This is a genomic window from Flavonifractor sp. AGMB03687, assembly GCF_017811815.1.
GTDB lineage: Bacteria > Bacillota > Clostridia > Oscillospirales > Oscillospiraceae > Flavonifractor.
The window spans coordinates 266,600-284,414 of record NZ_JADKZI010000003.1; the positions used below are offsets into that span (position 1 = coordinate 266,600).

Sequence of the window (17,815 nt, forward strand, 5' to 3'; positions counted from 1 at the left end):
CTGGAGGGGCGGCCGGGGGGCCGCCCCTTTCAAACGTCTCAGCGCTTCTTACTTAATGTCGTTGTTGGTCTTGCCGGCGCGGAACTGGGACACGTCGTCGGTCTTGTTCTCCTCCTTGTACAGGCCGGGCACGGCGGCGTACAGGGCGGCGCAGGTGACCAGGTCCTGCTTCCAGGTGATCTCGTTGGGGGCGTGAGCCTGAGACTCAGCACCGGGGCCGAAGCCCACGCAGGGGATGCCGTAGCGGCCCTGGATGGCAACGCCGTTGGTGGAGAAGGTCCACTTGTCGGTCAGAGGACGGTTACGCAGGTGCATGGCGCCGTCGGGCCCGATGCGCTTGCCGCCGAACAGGGCGTGGTGGGCGTCCACCAGAGCCTGCACGTGAGCGGCGCTCTCCTTGTTGATCCAGGTGGGGAAGTAAGCCTCGGTCTCGTACACCTCGCCGGTCCAGGAGGGACGGTCGTACATGTACATGGAAACCTTCACGTCGTCGCCGTACTTCTTCACGCTGGGCAGGTTGCGGATCTCCTCCAGGCAGGAATCCCAGGTCTCGCCGGCGGTCATGCGGCGGTCGATGGAGATGGAGCAGGAGTCAGCCACAGCGCAGCGGCTGGGAGAGGTGTAGAAGATCTGGGAGGTGGTGCAGGTGCCGCGGCCCAGGAAGCGCGCATCCTCGTAGTGATCGGGGTTGTACTTGGGGTTGAGCATCTTCACGAGGCCCTTGATCTCGGTGGAGTCGGCGTCGTCGTTCTCGTTGAGGGCGCGCACGTCCTGGAGAATGTCGGCCATCTTGTAGATGGCGTTGTCGCCGCGCTCGGGAGCGGAACCGTGGCAGGAAACGCCCTTCACGTCCACGCGGATCTCCATACGGCCGCGGTGACCGCGGTAGATGCCGCCGTCGGTGGGCTCGGTGGAGATAACGAACTCAACCTGCTCCTTCTTCACGCCGATGGCGGGGAAGAACTTGTTGACGATGTACTGCCAGCACATACCGTCGCAGTCCTCTTCCTGGACGGAGCCGACGACCATGATCTTGTAGCTGGCGGGGATCAGGCCCAGATCCTTCATGATCTTGGCGCCGTACACGGCGGAAGCCATGCCGCCCTCCTGGTCGGAACCGCCGCGGCCGTAGATGACCTCGTCGTCCTCATAGCCCTCGTAGGGGTCGTGGGTCCAGTTGTTGATGTTGCCGATGCCCACGGTGTCGATGTGGGAGTCGATGGCGATGATCTTGTCGCCCTCGCCCATCCAGCCGATAACGTTGCCCAGGCCGTCGAACTCAGCCTTGTCGAAGCCCAGCTTCTCCATCTCAGCCTTGATGCACTCGCAAACGCCCTTCTCCTCGCAGCTCTCGCTGGGGATGCGGATCATGTCCCGCAGGAAGCGGGTCATGTCGGCCTTATAACCTTCGGCAGCAGCTTTGATCTTCTCAAAATCCATGGTAATGACCTCCATTTTTCAAATTTTCACGGTTTTATCGGGAAAATCTCCCGTTCAGCACAACCTTAGTAGGGCTTCTGGGGGGTCTCGGTGGTGGGATACTCGCCGTCCCAGATCACGCGGCGGAACTTCAGGGGATCGGTGTTGCCCTCGGTGGAGAACATGAGCACCTGGCTGAAGCGGTTGAGCTCCAGAGCGTCACGCAGCTCCTTGTAGGTGTCGTCGCACATGATGGCATCCAGGCAGCCCATGCCCACAGCGCCGGACTCGCCGGAGATCACGGTGGGATCGCCCTTCACGGGCACGCCCAGCATACGCATGCCCTTGGCGGAAACCCAGTCAGGGCAGGAAATGAAGGCGGACACGTGGTTGCGCAGGATGTCCCAGGAGATGGTGTTGGGCTCGCCGCAGGCGAGGCCGGCCATGATGGTCTGCAGGTCGCCGGTCACGATGCGGGGCTTGCCGTCGTTGGCCAGAGCGCCCTGATACAGGCAGTCAGCAGCACGGGCCTCCATGACCACGAACTTGGGAGTATCGTTGGGGAACAGGTTGGTGAAGTAGCCCACCACAGCGCCGGCCAGAGAGCCGACACCGGCCTGCACGAACACGTGGGTCGGACGGTTGATGCCGATCTGGCGGAGCTGATCGGCGGCCTCGTTGGCCATGGTGCCGTAGCCCTGCATGATCCAGGAGGGGATCTCCTCGTAGCCGTCCCAAGCGGTGTCCTGCACGATGACGCCGTGCTCGGTCTGCTCAGCCTCAGCGGCGGCCATGCGCACGCAGTCGTCGTAGTTGACTTCCTCGATGGTGACCTTGGCGCCCTCCTTGGCGATGTTGTCAAAGCGGGACTTGGCGCTGCCCTTGGGCATATGTACCACTGCCTTCTGGCCCAGCTTGTTGGCAGCCCAGGCCACGCCGCGGCCGTGGTTGCCGTCGGTGGCGGTGAAGAAGGTGGCCTGGCCGAAGTCCTTGCGGAAGGACTCGCTGGTCAGGTAGTCGTAAGTCATCTCGGACACATCCCGGCCCATCTCGCTGGCGATGTACTTAGCCATGGCGAAGGAGCCGCCCAGCACCTTAAAGGCGTTGAGGCCGAAGCGGTAGGATTCGTCCTTCACATACACGCCGCCCAGACCCAGGTACTTGGCCATGCCCTCCAGCTGAGCCAGAGGAGTGATGGAGTACTGGGGGAAGGAGCTGTGGAAGAAGCGGGCCTTGGCAACGTTGGACAGGGACATTACGTCCAGCTGCTTGTCGTCGCTCTTCGGCATTTTGTTGAGGACCCATTTGAGCTGGTCTTTCATCGAACACTCGCCTCCAAAATTTCTTTGCCCATTGGCAAACTTTCTTTTATTTTCTGAGACCATCATACCACTTGTTTTCCAGATGTCAAGAGAAAATCTGAAAAAAATATTGAGAAGCTAAAAATTTTTTTGGTGGCATTTTTGGCTGCCAAATTTGACCGGTTTTTCCACCGATTTTTCCACCCAATTTTCACAAAAAAGGGGCCTCAGAGCGGAGCGATTTGCTCCGCTGTTCTGAGGCCCCCGGAAGGTCCTGGATTGGCCTCCATACTCGGGTGGACGGGGCCTTACTTTTTGTAGAAGGTCCCCTTCATGGGCAGGGTGGTGCGCAGAATGTGGTCCCGGGCGTAATAGGCCCCCTGGACCGCCGGCGCGGTGGGGATGGTGGCGATCTCGCCGATGCCCTTGGCACCGTACGCGAAGGGCAGCAGCTCGTCCTTCTCCACATAGATGGCGTGGATATCAGGGATCTGGTTGGACCGCATCAGGCCCAGAGTGCCGTACTTGGCCTGGGGCACACAGTCCTTCAGGGGGAAGTCCTCGGTGAGGGCATAGCCCAGGCCCATGAGCACGCCGCCCTCAATCTGACCCTGGATGGAGGTGGGGTTGACCACCTTGCCGGAGTCGTGGGCCGCGTACACTTCCTTCACCTTGCCGTCGTCGTCCAGGATGACCACATGGGTGGCGAAGCCGTAGGCCACGTGGCTCTTGGGGTTGGGCTTGTCGGAGCCCAGCTTGTCGGTGGGGTCGAAGAACTCGGCAAAGTACTCCTTGCCCTCCAGCTTGCTGAGGTCGCCGTTCACCCGGTCCATATCGGCCTTCAGGTCCACGGCGGCCATGCGCACGGCCTCGCCGGTGATGAGGGTCTGGCGGGAGCCGGAGGTGGTGCCCGAGTCGGGGGCCACCTCGGAGTTGGCGCCCATGTTCCGCAGCAGCAGCCGGGGCAGACCGGTGGTCTGGGACAGGACCTGGAGGAACACGGTGGCGCAGCCCTGGCCGATGTCGGAGGCGGCGGCGTACAGCTCCACCATGCCGTCCCGCACCACCAGCTTGGCCCGGCCCTTATCGGGCAGGCCCACGCCCACGCCGGCGTTCTTCATGGCGCAGGCGATGCCCGCGTGGTCCATCTTGGCCTCGTACACGTCCTTGACCGCCAGCAGGGTCTCCTTCAGCGCGGTGGAGCAGTCGGCGATCTGGCCGTTGGGCAGCACCTTGCCCGGCTCGATGGCGTTGCGGTAGCGGATCTCCCAGGGGGAGATGCCCACCTTCTCGGCCAGCAGGTTGATGTTGGACTCCAGGGCGAACTCGCTCTGGCACACGCCGAAGCCCCGGAAGGCGCCGGCGGGGGGGTTGTTGGTGTAGTACCCGTAGCCCCGGATGTCGGTGTTCTGATAGCAGTAGGGGCCCACGGAGTGGGTGCAGGCCCGCTCCAGCACAGGGCCGCAGAGCGAGGCGTAGGCGCCGGTGTCGAAGTAGATCTCGCAGTCCAGGCCGGTGAAGATGCCGTTCTCGTCGCAGCCCAGGGTGAAGGTGCCCTCCATATAGTGGCGCTTGGGGTGGAAGTTGATGGACTCCTGGCGGGTGAACTTGACCTTCACGGGCTTGTTCACCTTCAGGGCCGCCAGCACCGCCAGGTGCTGCACGGACACGTCCTCCTTGCCGCCGAAGCCGCCGCCCACGAACTTGTTCTCCACCACGATGCGGTCGGGCTCCCAGCCCAGCATGATGGATATCTCCTTCCGGGTGTCGTACACGCCCTGGTCGGAGGTGTAGACCTTCACGCCGTCCTTGTAGGGGAAGGCCACGGCACACTCAGGCTCCAGGAAGGCGTGCTCGGTGAAGGGGGTCTTGTAGCTCTGGGTCACCACATACTTGGAGTTGGCCAGGGCGGTCTTGGCGTCGCCGCGGGTCACGTGGCGCTGCTGGCACAGGTTGCCGTTGGGGTGGAGCTTGGGGGCGTCCTCCGCCATGGCCTCCTGGATGGAGCGCACCGGCTCCAGAGGCTCGTAGCTGATCTTGACCAGCTTCTTAGCCTGGGCCAGGGTCTTCTCATCCTCGGCAACCACCAGGCAGATGGCGTCGCCCACGCAGCGGGTGATGTCGCCCTTGGCGATGAACACGTCCCAGTCCTGCTGGATGTGGCCCACCTTGTTGTTGGGCACGTCTTCAGCGGTGAGGACGGCCAGCACACCGGCCAGCTCCAGGGCCTTGGAGGCGTCGATATCCAGCACCTTCGCTCTGGGGTACTGGGAGCGGACGGCGGAGGCGTGGACCATGCCCTCCATCTCAATGTCGTCGCAGTAGGCGCCGTTGCCCAGCACCTTGCCCCGCACGTCGGTGCGGAAGGCCCGGTCGCCCACGCCGTATACGTCGCCCTTCTCCAGCTCGGGGTCGATCTTCTCGTCCCCCCGGAGGATGGCAGCGGTGAGGGAAATACCCTCGATGATCTTCTTGTAGCCAGTGCAGCGGCAGATGTTGCCCCGGATGGCCTTCTTGATGTCCTCCTCGGAGGGGTTGGGATTCTGGTCGATAAGGGCCTTGCCCGCCATCACCATGCCGGGGATGCAGAAGCCGCACTGGACGGCGCCCACCTTGCCGAAGGCATACACAAAGGCCTCCTGCTCGTCGTGAGACAGGCCCTCCACGGTGAGGATGGTCTTCCCTACCGCCTTCTTGGTGGTGAGGACGCAGGACTTGATGGCCTTGCCATCCACCACGATGGTGCAGGTGCCGCAGGCACCCTCGCTGCATCCGTCCTTGACGGAATAGAGGTGCAGATCGTCGCGCAGATAGCGCAGCAGAGGCTTATCCTCCTCAGTGGTGCGGAGGACGCCGTTAACGGTAAAAGAATAGCTCATCTGTGGTTCCTCTTTTCTGTGCGCGGAGCGGATGTTCTGTCCCCGGCCGCGCCGCGTTTTTTACCCGCTCCGCCCACGCGCACGCAAAGCCCCAGCAGAGTGCTGAGGCGATGCGCGCTGCCGCGGGCGGCAGTGGGTCCGATGTGAACTTTTACTTCAGCAGATAGCTGTAGCTGTCGTACACCGCGCAGATCAGCTTGCGCAGAGGATCGTACAGGCCGCAGCCGGCGTCGGCCACGTCGTAGTCCTTGACCTGGCCGCCCAGGCGGACGCGGGTCTTGGTGCCCTCCAGCTGCAGGAAGCCCTCGTTCTCGCTGTTGACGAAGTCCTCCTCGCTCCAGAACAGGGTGAACTTATCCTTGTAGGGACGGCTGTCGTAGGGGCAGAAGGTGCCGCAGTTGCCGCACTCGTTGCACATGCCGTCCACGTGGATGATCTGGCGCATCCGCATGCCGGGCACGGCGATGGCCACGTTGGCGCGGTTGGGGCACACCTCGGTACAGGTCTCACACACGGTGGCACAGCCCAGGCAGCGGACGTCGTCGCAGCTGCTGCAGTCAGTGCACACGTCGCCGCGCTTGGCCAGAGGCTTCTGGTAGTCGGCGTTGACGTTCTTCTCCACATAGGTATCCACGTCGAAGTCCTGGATGGCACGGGCAGCCTTGGTAGCGCCGGCAATGGCCTCCACCACGGTGCCGGGGCCCTTCTGGCCGTCGCCGATGACGTAGACGTTCTTGACGGAGGACTCCAGGGTGTTGGCGTTGGCCACGGCCTTGCCGCGGTTATCCACTTCCAGACCGTTGGCGGTGTACAGCTCGGTGTCCACCTTCTCGCCCACGGCGGTGATGACGGTGTCGGCGTCCACGGTGACCACCTTGCCAGTGTCCACGGGGGAACGGCGACCGGAGGCATCGGGAGCGCCCAGCTCCATCTGGTGGCAGGTGAGCACGCCGTCCTTCACGCCCACGGGAGCCAGCAGCTCACAGAACTCCACGCCGTCCTCCAGAGCCAGCTCCAGCTCCTCCTGATCGGCGGGCATGTAGCGCTTGGTGCGGCGGTAGACCAGGGAGACCTTCTCCACGCCGGGGATGCGCTTGGCAGCCCGGGCGGCGTCCATGGCGGTGTTGCCGCCGCCGATGACCACCACGTTCTTGCCCAGCTTCAGGCTCTCGGGGGCCTTCTTGGCGGCCTCCAGGAACTCGATGACGTTCATCTCCTCGCCGTACTCCATGCCGGCGCTGCCCTTGTGCCAAGCGCCGGTGGCCAGGATGACCTGGGTATATCCCTTATCGAAGAGCTCCTGCACGCTCTTGACCTCGGTGTTCAGCTCCACCTTCACACCCATGGCGTTCATCAGCTTAACGTCGTTGTCGATGGCGGCGTCGCTGATACGGAAGGCGGGGATCACGTGACGGACGATGCCGCCCAGAGCGTCCTTGCGCTCAAAGATGGTCACGTCCACACCGGCGCGGCCCAGGAAGTAGGCGGCGGACATACCGGCCGGGCCGCCGCCGATGACGGCAACCTTCTTGCCGGCCACGGGAGCGGCGGGCTTCAGCTTGGGCAGCAGGGCCTCAAAGCCGCCCTCGGCAGCCTTCAGCTTCTGGGTGCGGATATACACGCTCTCGTCATAGGCGTTGCGCATGCACTTGTCCTGGCAGCGGTGAGAGCAGATGGTACCGGTGATGAAGGGCAGGGCGTTGCGGTGGGTGATGATCTGGAGGGCCTCCTCGTACTTGCCCTCGCTGACCTTCATCAGGTAGGCGGGGATGTCCTGCTCGATGGGGCAGCCGTTGCGGCAGGGAGCCTCGAAGCAGTCGATGAGGGGCACCTTCTTGTCCATCTTGCGGCTGGGGATGGGCTTCATGGGCTTCTGGTAGTGAACGTCGGTGACGAACTCCTTCACCAGAGCGTCGGCCTTGGCCACGTCCACGCCGGTCCAGGGCTCATAGCTGATGTCCATCAGCTCCTTGCCGATCTGGCTGAAGCGCTGATAGCCGCCGGGCTTCAGGACGGTGGTAGCCATGGTGATGGGCCAGATACCGGCCTCGTACAGCTTCTTGATGGAGTGGATGTCGGCGCCGCCGGAGTAGGAAATGCGCAGCTTGCCCTTGAACTCCTTGGACAGCATGCCGGCCAGGGACAGGGACAGGGGGTACAGGGAGCGGCCGGACATGTACATCTCCTCGCTGGGCAGCTCGCCGGCCTTCACGTCCACGGGGAAGGTGTTGGTGATCTTCACGCCGAACTCCAGGCCCCGCTCGCCGGTGAGCTTCATCAGGCGGTGGAACATGGGGATGGCGTCCTCCCACTGCAGGTCCTCCACAAAGTGGTGGTCGTCAAAGGCGATGTAGTCGAAGCCCAGGCCGTCCAGGGTCTTGCGGGCGAACTCATAGCCCAGCAGAGTGGGGTTGCACTTAATGTAGGTGTTCAGGTTCTTCTCGGTGATGAGGTAGGTGGCGATGCGCTCGATCTCATCGGGGGGGCAGCCGTGGAGGGTGGACTCGGTGATGGAGTCGGACACCTTGGGGGAGATGGCCTTCACATAGGTCTCGTCCACGTTCTGGAACTTGTCCAGGTTGGCCAGGGCCCAGTCCATGCACTCCTTCCAAACCTCGGTCTGAGAGGCATCCATCATGCCGTTGATGTACTTGTCCACCTTCTCGCTCTTGATGCCGGCCAGGTCGTAGCCCACGCTCATGTTGAACACGAAGCCGTTGGGATCGCCCAGCTCCAGCTCCTTGGCCAGCAGCTTGCAGGCGAACCAGGCCTTGACGTACTCGGCAAAGGCCTGAGGCACGTACAGCTCGGTGGACCACTCGCAGTTGTAGCACTCGTCAGCGGCGGTGATGCAGGGCTTGTTGACGCACTTGCTCAGCTCGTCGCCGTCCATGACCTGAACGGTCTTGACCTCGAAGAAGCGGCTGCCAGCGGCGTAGGCGGCGATGATGTTCTGGGCCAGCTGGGTGTGGGGGCCGGCGGCGGGGCCGTAGGGAGACTCAATCTTCTCCTCAAAGATGGGCAGGGCCTTGCCGTTGGTGTGCTTGACCAGCTTGGACACGCCGAAAATGGAGCCCTGGCTCTTGTACTCGCTCAGGATCCAGTTCATCAGGTGGGCAAAAGGCATGGGACGCATGATATCGCTCATAATCAAAACCTCCAGTTATCGTTATAACTCGGAATTACATTTCGTTTTCGTTTTTTGGGGGAAATTACTTAGTAAGTGCAGTGGTTCAGCTCGCCCCACAGCTTCTTGGACTGCTCCATGCACCAGGCGTTGATCTTGTCCCCCACCCGGCAAAGCCGGGCGGGGACCCCGATTTCTTTCATCTGCTCGGGGCGAATGAATCGCCCCGGCATCAAGGTTTTGCCTGCGGCAAAACGCTTGGCGAGGACAAGCTCAACTTGCGTTGTTCTCAGTATGTGCAGTGGTTCAGCTCGCCCCACAGCTTCTTGGACTGCTCCATGCACCAGGCGTTGATCTTGTCCTCGTCAATGCCCACGAACTCGCGGTCCTTGTACAGAACCTTGCCGTTGATAATGGTGGTGCGGCAGTTCTTGCCCATCATGCCGAAGAGCATGTGGCCGTCGATGTTGGCGTCGGAGAAGGGAGTGAAGGGCTTGTAGTCCATCACGATGACGTCGGCGGCGGCGCCGGGCTTCAGCACGCCCAGAGGCTTCTTGAAGTAGCGGGAGCAGATCTTGGCGTTGTTCTGGAAGAGCATGCCGGTGGCCTCGCACCAGCCCACGTTGGGCATGCAGACGTTGTGGCGCTGCATGGGCAGCAGGACCTTCAGGCTCTCCAGCATGTCGTGGGTGTAGGCGTCGGTGCCCAGGCCGATGAGGATGCCCCGGTTGTACAGCTGCAGCACGGGGGAGCAGCCCACGGCGTTGCCCATGTTGGACTCGGGGTTGTGGCAGACCATGGTATTGGTCTCCTTGATGATATCCATCTCGGCGGGAGAGACGTGGATGCAGTGGCCCAGCATGGTCTTCTCGCCCAGGATACCGTTGTACAGCAGACGGTTGATGGGGCGGCAACCGTAGTTCTGCAGGGAATCGTACACGTCGTTCATGCCCTCAGCCACGTGGATGTGGAAGCCGGCCATGCCGTCGTTGGCCTTGACCATCTTCTCAAAGGTCTTGTCGGAGATGGTGAACAGGGCGTGGCCGCCGAACATGGCCTTGATCATGTCGTCGTCCTGCTCCTTGGCCCACTTGGCGAAGTCGGCGTTCTCCTGGATGGACTGATCGCACTTCTCCTGGCCATCGCGCTCGGACACCTCGTAGCAGAGGTTGGCGCGCATGCCCAGCTCCTTGCACACGTCCTTGATGGCGAAGAGGGAGCCGGGGATCTCGCAGAAGGAGGCGTGGTGATCGAAGATGGTGGTCACGCCGTCCCGGATGCAGTCCAGAACGGTGGCGTAAGCGCAGGCGCGGGTACCATCCAGGGTCAGGTGACGGTCGATGTACCACCACTGGCCGTCCAGCACCTCAAAGAAGTTGGTGGGGTTGAAACCGTTGATGGACAGGCCACGGGCCAGTCCGGAATAGATGTGGGTGTGGACGTTGATGAGACCGGGCATGATGACGCCGCCCTTGGCGTCCACAAACTCGGCGTCGGGGTACTTGGCCTTCATGTCAGCCAGGGAGCCGACCTCCTTGACCACCTCGCCGTCCAGAACGACGGCGCCGTCCTCCAGATAAGGGAGCTCCTCGCTCCGGGTAATCAGTCTGCCATTACCGACCAGCAGCATAATAAAGTCCTCCTTTTCGAAATTCGTTTCTCCGTAAAAAAATTGCCCATTCCTGGTGGAATGGACAGTGAAGTTCTGGCTTATGAGAGGTTGCGACCGCAACCTCAGTAGAACCCAAGGTCCATCCAGCCCGTGCGCGAAAGCACTCCGTTGCAGCCACAACTTTTTATATGGAAATTTGTAAATATTGACTATACTTCAAACCATTTGATGGCTTTATCTTACCACAATTCGCACGGAGATGCAACACTTTTGTTTGAAAAACAAAAAATTTTTTAGGCATCTAAAATTAGTTGAATCTTGCGCCAAATATGGTAAAATAGAACCGATTATAAATCGGTGTCTGACGCTGGGGCGGCTGCGTTCCAACGAGTGGAAACCCCCGCGTTTTATATGGCGCATCCCCGCGCGGACCCACGGAAGGAGGGAATCAATATGCCAGAGCCATCTACCCTGCAATTTCTGCTGAAGCTGGCAAAAGGCATTGCCAGGCAGTTTGGTCCCAATTGCGAAGTGGTGGTCCACGATCTGGCCACCAACGATCCGGAGAGCTCCATTGTCGCCATCGAGAACGGCCAGGTCACCGGCCGTAAGGTGGGTGACGGCCCGTCTCACGTGGTGCTGGAGGCCCTGCGGGCGGGCCAGGCCCAGCTGCAGGATCACCTGTGCTACCTGACCCGCACCAAGGACGGCAAGATCCTCAAGTCCACCACCATCTACATCCGGGATGACGACGGCACCCCCATCGGGATCTTCGGCATCAACTACGACATCACCCTGATGCTGGCCATGGAGACCGCGCTCAAGCAGTTCACCGCCACTGAGCGGGAGGAAAAGGAGCCCGAGCCCATCTCCCGCAACGTCTCCGATCTGCTGGATGAGCTGATGGAGCAGAGCGTGAAGATCGTGGGCAAGCCGGTGGCGCTGATGAACAAGGAAGACAAGGTAAAGGCCATTCAGTTCCTGAATGACACCGGCGCCTTCCTCATCACCAAGAGCGGCGATAAGGTGTGCAAGTTCTTCGGTATCTCCAAGTATACCCTGTACAGCTACATCGACGAAGCCAAAGAGTAAGTTTCCGGTTGGGCGGGCCGTGGGAACCACGGCCCGCTCTTTTTCGCTGTCTTAAAAAGTTACGACCCGGCTCCCACGGGAGCCGGGTCGCGCTGTTTCTTACTTGCTCTCCTTCTCCTTAGGAAGGGTCAGGTTCAGGATGATGGCCACGATGGTGGCAACCACCACGGAAGAGGAGCCGAACACGGTGTTCACCCACTCGGGGAAGCCTTCGCCGGCCAGGCAGCCGGACACCTGAGTGATGCCCACGCCCAGGGCCACGGACAGGCCAACCACGGAGCTCTTGCGGGGGGTGAAGCCACCCTCGGTGATCATGCGGATACCGGTCATGGTGATGGTGGCGAACACAGAGATGGTGGCGCCGCCGATGACACACTGAGGAATGGTGGTGAGCAGAGAAGCAAACTTGGGCATCAGGCCAGCCACCAGCAGGATGCCGGCAGCCAGGGTGAAGACGGCCCGGTTGATGACCTTGTTGACGGTGACGATACCCACGTTCTGGCTGTAGGAAGCGGTGGGCAGGCCACCGAAGAAAGCGCCCAGAATGCTCATGATGCCCTGGCCGATGATACCGCCGGACAGCTCCTTATCGGTGGGCATACGATCCATACCGCCCATAGTGGTGGAGGACAGGTCGCCGATGGTCTGCACCGCGTTGACCACATACACAATGGCCAGGGACACGCAGGCAGAGGGAACGAACTTGATCTCAAAGGGCATGACCTCGGGCAGAGCGAACCAGGCGGAGGTGCCCACGCTGGAGAAGTCCACCATACCGGCAAAGTAGGCCACGATGTAACCCACGATCATGCCGATGAGGATGGCGCCCAGCTTGAAGATACCCTTGGTGAAGTTGGACAGGATGACCACCACCACCAGAGTGATGAGGGCCACGACCCAGCTCTTCACATTGCCGAACCACTCGGTGCCGGCGCCGCCGGCCATGTACTTGACCGCGGTGGGATAGAGGGACAGGCCGATGGTGAAGATAACGGTACCGGTGACCAGGGGCGGGAACAGAGGACGGATCCACTTGACGAACACGCCGAAGACGATGGCCACGATGCCGCCGATGATCTCAGCGCCCAGGATCGTCGCAATGTCAAACTGCGCGCCGATGGCCTGGAGCGTGGGGATGTACGCAAAGCTGATGCCCATGATGACGGGCAGACCGGAGCCGATGCGCTGGAAGATGGGGAACAACTGGAGCAGAGTGGCAAGGGCGGTCAGGATCAGGGAGACCTGAATCATCAGGGTCTTTTCTGCTTCGCTCAGACCACAGGTGTTGGCAACCAGAATAGCAGGCGTAATGATACCCACTACCGCGGCCACCACGTGCTGGAGGCCCAGGGGGATCAGCTGACCCGGCTGGGGGATACCGTTCCATTGAAATACGGTATCAGAGTTCTTTGTTTTTGGTGTACCCATTCCAATCACCTCACAAAAAATTTTTTGCCCAAATATTTTTTTTGCTCACCCAAACTATAACCCATTTAAACTGGAGATGCAAGTGGAAATTGAGGTATGGGGGCCAAAATTCGCTCTCTGTTTTTGTGCAATCTGGAAAATTTTTTCCTGGATAAAAGGCCAGAGAATAAAATTTTAGTTTCTTAATTAAATTAAATAGTTTTATTTTTCTCGCTTTCTTTCGCTGAAGTGCACATTGTCTTTCCGGGGTGGACTTTCCAAAACAGATATGCTAGAATAGCTCTGCCGCGCTTATGCGGGATTTTGAGAGTTTTGATTGGAAAGGATCGATGGATATGGATACCACCCTCAGCACTCTGAGCAACCTGGCCATCTATATCGCACTGGTCGTTGTGGGCGCGCTGATCGGCTCCCGACCCGGCGTACGCAGCCGCCCCCTGGTGTGGGTCAGCAAGCTGCAGTTTGTGGCTCTGATGATCCTCATTGTCACCCTGGGCGTCAATCTGGGCGCCAATGACGAGGTCATCGCCTCTCTGGGGCAGATTGGCCTGGCGGCGCTTTTGATCACCGTACTGGCCATGTTCGGCTCCATACTCTTCCTCACCCTGCTGCGGCGGTTCGTCCTCAAGTTGGACCATGTGGGTCTGCCCCGGGGCACCAAGCAGTCCACCCAGGAGGAGCGCCACACCGCCGGCAAGGCAGACAACTCCCTGACCAAATGGATCGTCATTGCGGTGGTGCTGGGCATGCTGGCAGGCCGCTTTGTCCTCCCTGCTGCCGTCACCGCCCGCTGCGGTACCGTCATCAACTTCGGCCTCTACCTGCTCCTCTTTATGGTGGGCATGGACATGGGCAAGCAGGGTACCTTTCTCAGTGATATCAAGACCGCCGGTTTCCAGGTGCTGCTGGTACCGGTAGCGGTGTGCCTGGGCACCCTGGTCTTTGCCGCCCTGGCCGGTCTCTTCCTTCCCCTGGGCATCAAGGACTCGGTTGCCGCCTCCGCCGGTATGGGCTGGTACTCCCTGGCCCCCACCCTGCTGGCCCCCTATTCCCTGTCGGTGTCGGCGGTATCCTTCCTGTCCAATGTGATGCGTGAGATCTTCTCCATCCTGGCCATCCCCTTTGTGGCCCGCTATGTGGGCTATGTGGAGTGTGCCGCCCTGCCCGGCGCCGCCGCTATGGACACGGTTCTTCCCGTTGTAGTGGGCGCCACCCATGAGCGTATCACCATCTACTCCTTTACATCCGGCGTGGTGCTCTCCCTGGCGGTACCCATTCTGGTGCCCGCCATCATTGCCCTGCCCTTCTAAGGAGGTTTTCCCATGGAAATCGAACGCCGCTGGCTGGTGGATGGCTGGCCTGATCTGCCCCCCGATTCCGTCCTGGAAATGGATCAGGGCTATTTCGCGGTCCGTCCCGCCATCCGCATCCGCCGGGAAGCGGTAGTAGGCGGCTCCACCGCCTACGTCCTGTGCTTCAAAGGCAAGGGCGACCTGGTGCGGGAGGAGATCGAGCTGGAGCTCACCCCGGACCACTACCACCGGCTGAAAGCCATGCTGAACAAGCCCATGATCCAGAAGGAGCAGCGCCGCTATTCCCTGCCCGGCGGCCTCACTCTGGAGGTCAACTCGGTGGACCCCCAGCTGGACACCGGCTTCTTCTACGCCGAGGTGGAGTTCTCCAGCGAGGAGGATGCCCACGCCTGGACACCCACCGGAGCCCTGACCGCCTACCTCTCCCATGAGGTCACCGGCCAGCCCGGCGAGAGCATGGCCGCCTACTGGGAGCGCACCCGGGAATAATTCAAACGCAAAACGCCCTGCGGCAATGCCGCAGGGCGTTTTTTAAATCAATGTTTGAAAAAGAGCGCAGGCTGTCTCCAGCAGAGGATCGGGAAAATCAAAATCCACGCTGTGAAGAGGCGGATAATCTACACCGTCCCCCAGCAGGAACATGGCGCCCTCCGCTTCACGCAGGTACCAGCCGAAATCCTCCGAGCCCCGCATGGGCTCGTCCATTTCCACCACGGACAGCCCCAGCTGACCGGCGGCCGCCCTCACCTTTTCCACCGCAGCGGGGTGGTTGGCGGTCTCAGGGAATACGTCCTGTTCCTCCATGGTCAGCTTCAGGCCATCCCGTTCCGCCGCCTGGCGGGCCAGGTCGGTAAGCCGCGCCTGCAGGGTGTCCAATTCCTCCTGGTACTGGGCCCGCAGGGTGAGCAGCAGGGCGCCCCGATAGGCCGAGATACCGAAGGCGGGCTCTCCTACGTCCATCTGGACCACGGTGGCCATCACCAGTCCCTTGTGGTCCTCCCGCTGGGTCAGGCCGGGCAGAGCGGTCACAAGGCCCGCCACCGCCTGGGCGGGGTCGCGGCCCAGCTCCGGGGTGCTGGCGTGGGTGGATACCCCTTCAAACCGGAAGGTCACGCCCTTGGAGGCACAGTTCATGGTGCCTTTCCGCAGGGCCACCGTATGCAGGGGATAGCCGGGCATATTGTGGAAGGCATATACCTCCCCAATGCCCTTCTCTTTCAGCAGGGCGGCGCAGGCCTCTCCCCCGCCGCCCACCTCTTCGGCGGGCTGGAAAATAAGATATACGTCCCGGTCTGCCCCCGTCTCCTCCAGGGTCAGGCCCAGCAGAGCCAGGGCGGCGCTGTGGCCGTCGTGGCCGCACTTGTGGGATACCCCGGGACATTGGGAGCAATAGGGCAGGTCACCGCTCTCCTGGATGGGCAGGGCGTCAAAGTCCGCCCGGAAGGCGATCTCCCCCTCTCCCCTGCCCCGGCACAGGGCATAGAACCAGCTGCCCCGGTCCACAAGCTCCAGGTGAGTATGTTCCTTCAAAAACTCCATCAGATGGGCCTTGGTCCAGGTCTCCTGCCCCGACAGCTCCGGATGGGCGTGGAGCTGATGGCGGAGCTCTGCGGCCAAGGTCAGATTAGTTTGCTTCACTGGTCTTTCGCCTTCTCTTTCTTGTCGTCCTCCGGCTCAGGGAGTACCTCCACCCGGATCTCCAGCACCCGGCGGTGGTCCACCTTGGTGACAGTAACGTCAAGGCCGTCGGACTGGAAGCGGTCCCCCTCCTCGGGGATGCGTCCGATCTGCTCCATGACCCAGCCGGAGATGGTGTTGGCGTCGCACTCGCCCTTGATGGAGAACAGGTCGAACAGATCGGTCAGGTCGGCGGAGCAGGAGATCAGGTAGCTGCCGTCCTCCTGCTTCTTGAACTCCTCAATGACCTCATCGTGTTCGTCCCAGATCTCGCCCACCAACTCCTCCACAATGTCCTCCAGGGTCACCAGGCCCTCGGTGCCGCCGTATTCGTCCACAACGATGACCATGTGGGCCTTCTCCCGTTGCAGGATGCGCAGCAACTCGGAGATCTTGGTGTTGCCGGTGGTGTACAGCATGGGGCCGGTGATGGCCTTCACGTCGGTCTGACCGCGATAACGGGCGGCGTGAAAGTCCTTTTCATGGATGACGCCGATGATGTCGTCAATGTCCTCGTGGTACACCGGCAGGCGGGAGTAGCCGCTCTCAGCAAAGGCCTGGGCAATCTCATCCATGGAGTCGGTGTCCTCCACCGCCACGATGTCCACACGGGGGGTGAGGATCTCATCCACCTCCATGTCGTTGAACTCGATGGCGGAACGGATGAGCTTGCTCTCGTGCTGGTCCAGTCCGCCCTCGCTCTCGGCCTGGTCCACCATGGTCACCAGCTCCTCCTCGGTGATGCCGCTGTCGCCCTGCTTGTGGAACACCTTGGACAGCAGCTTCTTCAGCAGGCTGAACAGGAAGTTCACCGGGGTGAGGATCACCATCAGGATCCGCATCATGGGGGCAGAGAACATGGCAAAGCTCTCGGGATACTCCTTGGCCAGGCTCTTGGGGGAGACCTCGCCAAAGACCAGCACCACGATGGTGATGACGGCGGTGGAGATCACCGCGCCGTTCTGTAGGCGCAGGCCCTCAGTAAAGAACACGGTGGCCAGAGAGGAGGCGGACAGGTTGACGATGTTGTTGCCCACCAGAATGGTGGAGAGCAGCTTGTCGTACTGATCCACCAGCTTGAGGGCCAGAGCCGCCCGGCGGTTGCCGGCGTCTGCCTTGCTCTTCAGGCGGATACGGTTGAGGGAGGTAAAGGCGGTCTCCGTAGCGGAGAAGTAGGCGGACAGGATCACGAGGATCACTAGAATCACAACCATGCTTAAACTGGAACTGTCAGGCATAAGAAAACAATCACTCCAACTTTAAAGTTTGTTTGGAACGCGCAAAAGGACAACCCTATCTCTCTTCTCTGAGAGTAAGGCTGTCCCGTTCCAATGATTCGGTCATGCAGTTGTTACTGGGCGGAGGTTCGTCCACGAGGGCTCACCGTCTCCTTTATGGTTTAGTGGTGTTAAGTATACCATAGCATTTCCTGGAATGCAAGCAAAAAGAAAAGCGACCTGCCTGAGGCAGGTCGCTTGATTGCTGATCTTACACCAGCTGGATGATGGCCATCTCGGCGGCGTCGCCGCGACGGGGGCCGATCTTCACAACGCGGGTGTAACCGCCGTTACGGTCGGCATACTTGGGGCCCAGCTCGTCAAAGGTCTTCTTGGCCACGTCCTCCTTGGTCAGGAAAGACAGAGCCTTACGATAATTGGCCAGGTTGGGCTTCTTGGCTAGAGTGATCATCTTCTCGGCCATGGGAGCAACTTCCTTGGCACGGGCATAGGTGGTCTTGATCTGACCATTCTCCAGCAGGTAGGTGGTCATGGCGCGGAGCATGGCGATACGCTGATCAGTGGGCTTGCCCAGCTTACGGTTGTGAGACATGAAATCCAACTCCTATCGGATGTTCGCCAAGGCGAACTCCACAATTTAAATTCGTCCGGGGGGATCTCTCCCCTGAAAGGAGCAGCCTGCGGCCCTGGGGTCCGGGAGGGGACGTTACATGCCCCCGGACCGCTCCT

General features: G+C 61.0%; 13 protein-coding genes. 3 read left to right on the plus strand and 10 right to left on the minus strand.

From position 1 onward, the window contains the following. Positions 1 to 48 precede the first annotated feature (48 nt). From J9789_RS07690 to ssnA, 6 genes are all read right to left on the minus strand, one after another. On the minus strand, positions 49 to 1,440 hold the full coding sequence (locus tag J9789_RS07690) for a YgeY family selenium metabolism-linked hydrolase (RefSeq protein ID WP_209344210.1): 1,392 nt from the start codon (positions 1,438 to 1,440) through the stop codon (positions 49 to 51). A gap of 65 nt (positions 1,441 to 1,505) precedes the next feature. Further along, positions 1,506 to 2,741 carry a diaminopropionate ammonia-lyase gene (gene dpaL / locus J9789_RS07695; protein WP_209344212.1) on the minus strand — a complete coding sequence of 412 codons (1,236 nt, stop codon included), beginning with the start codon at positions 2,739 to 2,741 and terminating at the stop codon, positions 1,506 to 1,508. Positions 2,742 to 3,028: 287 nt separating this feature from the next. Beyond that, positions 3,029 to 5,599 carry a selenium-dependent xanthine dehydrogenase gene (gene xdh / locus J9789_RS07700; protein ID WP_209344214.1) on the minus strand — a complete coding sequence of 857 codons (2,571 nt, stop codon included), beginning with the start codon at positions 5,597 to 5,599 and terminating at the stop codon, positions 3,029 to 3,031. Between the two features lie 151 nt (positions 5,600 to 5,750). Then, a complete protein-coding gene (gene ygfK / locus J9789_RS07705; RefSeq protein ID WP_209344216.1) occupies positions 5,751 to 8,747 on the minus strand; it encodes a putative selenate reductase subunit YgfK in 2,997 nt (998 codons plus the stop codon). 68 nt (positions 8,748 to 8,815) lie between these two features. Next, a complete protein-coding gene (locus J9789_RS07710; protein ID WP_209344218.1) occupies positions 8,816 to 8,959 on the minus strand; it encodes a hypothetical protein in 144 nt (47 codons plus the stop codon). 56 nt (positions 8,960 to 9,015) lie between these two features. Next, positions 9,016 to 10,356: a putative aminohydrolase SsnA gene (gene ssnA / locus J9789_RS07715; protein WP_209344220.1), complete on the minus strand. Its 1,341-nt coding sequence runs from the start codon at positions 10,354 to 10,356 to the stop codon at positions 9,016 to 9,018. 435 nt (positions 10,357 to 10,791) lie between these two features. Between ssnA and J9789_RS07720 the strand changes: the two genes are divergently transcribed. Further along, positions 10,792 to 11,430: a helix-turn-helix transcriptional regulator gene (locus J9789_RS07720; protein WP_209344221.1), complete on the plus strand. Its 639-nt coding sequence runs from the start codon at positions 10,792 to 10,794 to the stop codon at positions 11,428 to 11,430. A gap of 99 nt (positions 11,431 to 11,529) precedes the next feature. Here J9789_RS07720 and J9789_RS07725 read toward each other — a convergent pair whose 3' ends face one another. Continuing rightward, a complete protein-coding gene (locus J9789_RS07725) occupies positions 11,530 to 12,858 on the minus strand; it encodes a solute carrier family 23 protein (RefSeq protein ID WP_209344223.1) in 1,329 nt (442 codons plus the stop codon). Positions 12,859 to 13,193: 335 nt separating this feature from the next. On the opposite strand from J9789_RS07725, the gene J9789_RS07730 reads away from it, so the two are divergent. Next, complete coding sequence (locus tag J9789_RS07730) at positions 13,194 to 14,168, plus strand: lysine exporter LysO family protein (protein ID WP_209344224.1); 975 nt, start codon at positions 13,194 to 13,196, stop codon at positions 14,166 to 14,168. 12 nt (positions 14,169 to 14,180) lie between these two features. Continuing rightward, positions 14,181 to 14,660: a hypothetical protein gene (locus tag J9789_RS07735; RefSeq protein WP_209344226.1), complete on the plus strand. Its 480-nt coding sequence runs from the start codon at positions 14,181 to 14,183 to the stop codon at positions 14,658 to 14,660. 42 nt (positions 14,661 to 14,702) lie between these two features. Here J9789_RS07735 and J9789_RS07740 read toward each other — a convergent pair whose 3' ends face one another. From J9789_RS07740 to rplQ, 3 genes are all read right to left on the minus strand, one after another. After that, positions 14,703 to 15,809, minus strand: coding sequence for an amidohydrolase (locus tag J9789_RS07740; protein ID WP_209344228.1), 1,107 nt, complete (start codon positions 15,807 to 15,809; stop codon positions 14,703 to 14,705). Then, positions 15,806 to 17,086, minus strand: coding sequence for a hemolysin family protein (locus tag J9789_RS07745; protein WP_209344230.1), 1,281 nt, complete (start codon positions 17,084 to 17,086; stop codon positions 15,806 to 15,808). The genes J9789_RS07740 and J9789_RS07745 overlap by 4 nt, the downstream gene beginning before the upstream one ends. 250 nt (positions 17,087 to 17,336) lie before the next feature. After that, on the minus strand, positions 17,337 to 17,678 hold the full coding sequence (rplQ, locus tag J9789_RS07750) for a 50S ribosomal protein L17 (RefSeq protein WP_087335597.1): 342 nt from the start codon (positions 17,676 to 17,678) through the stop codon (positions 17,337 to 17,339). Positions 17,679 to 17,815: the final 137 nt, after the last annotated feature.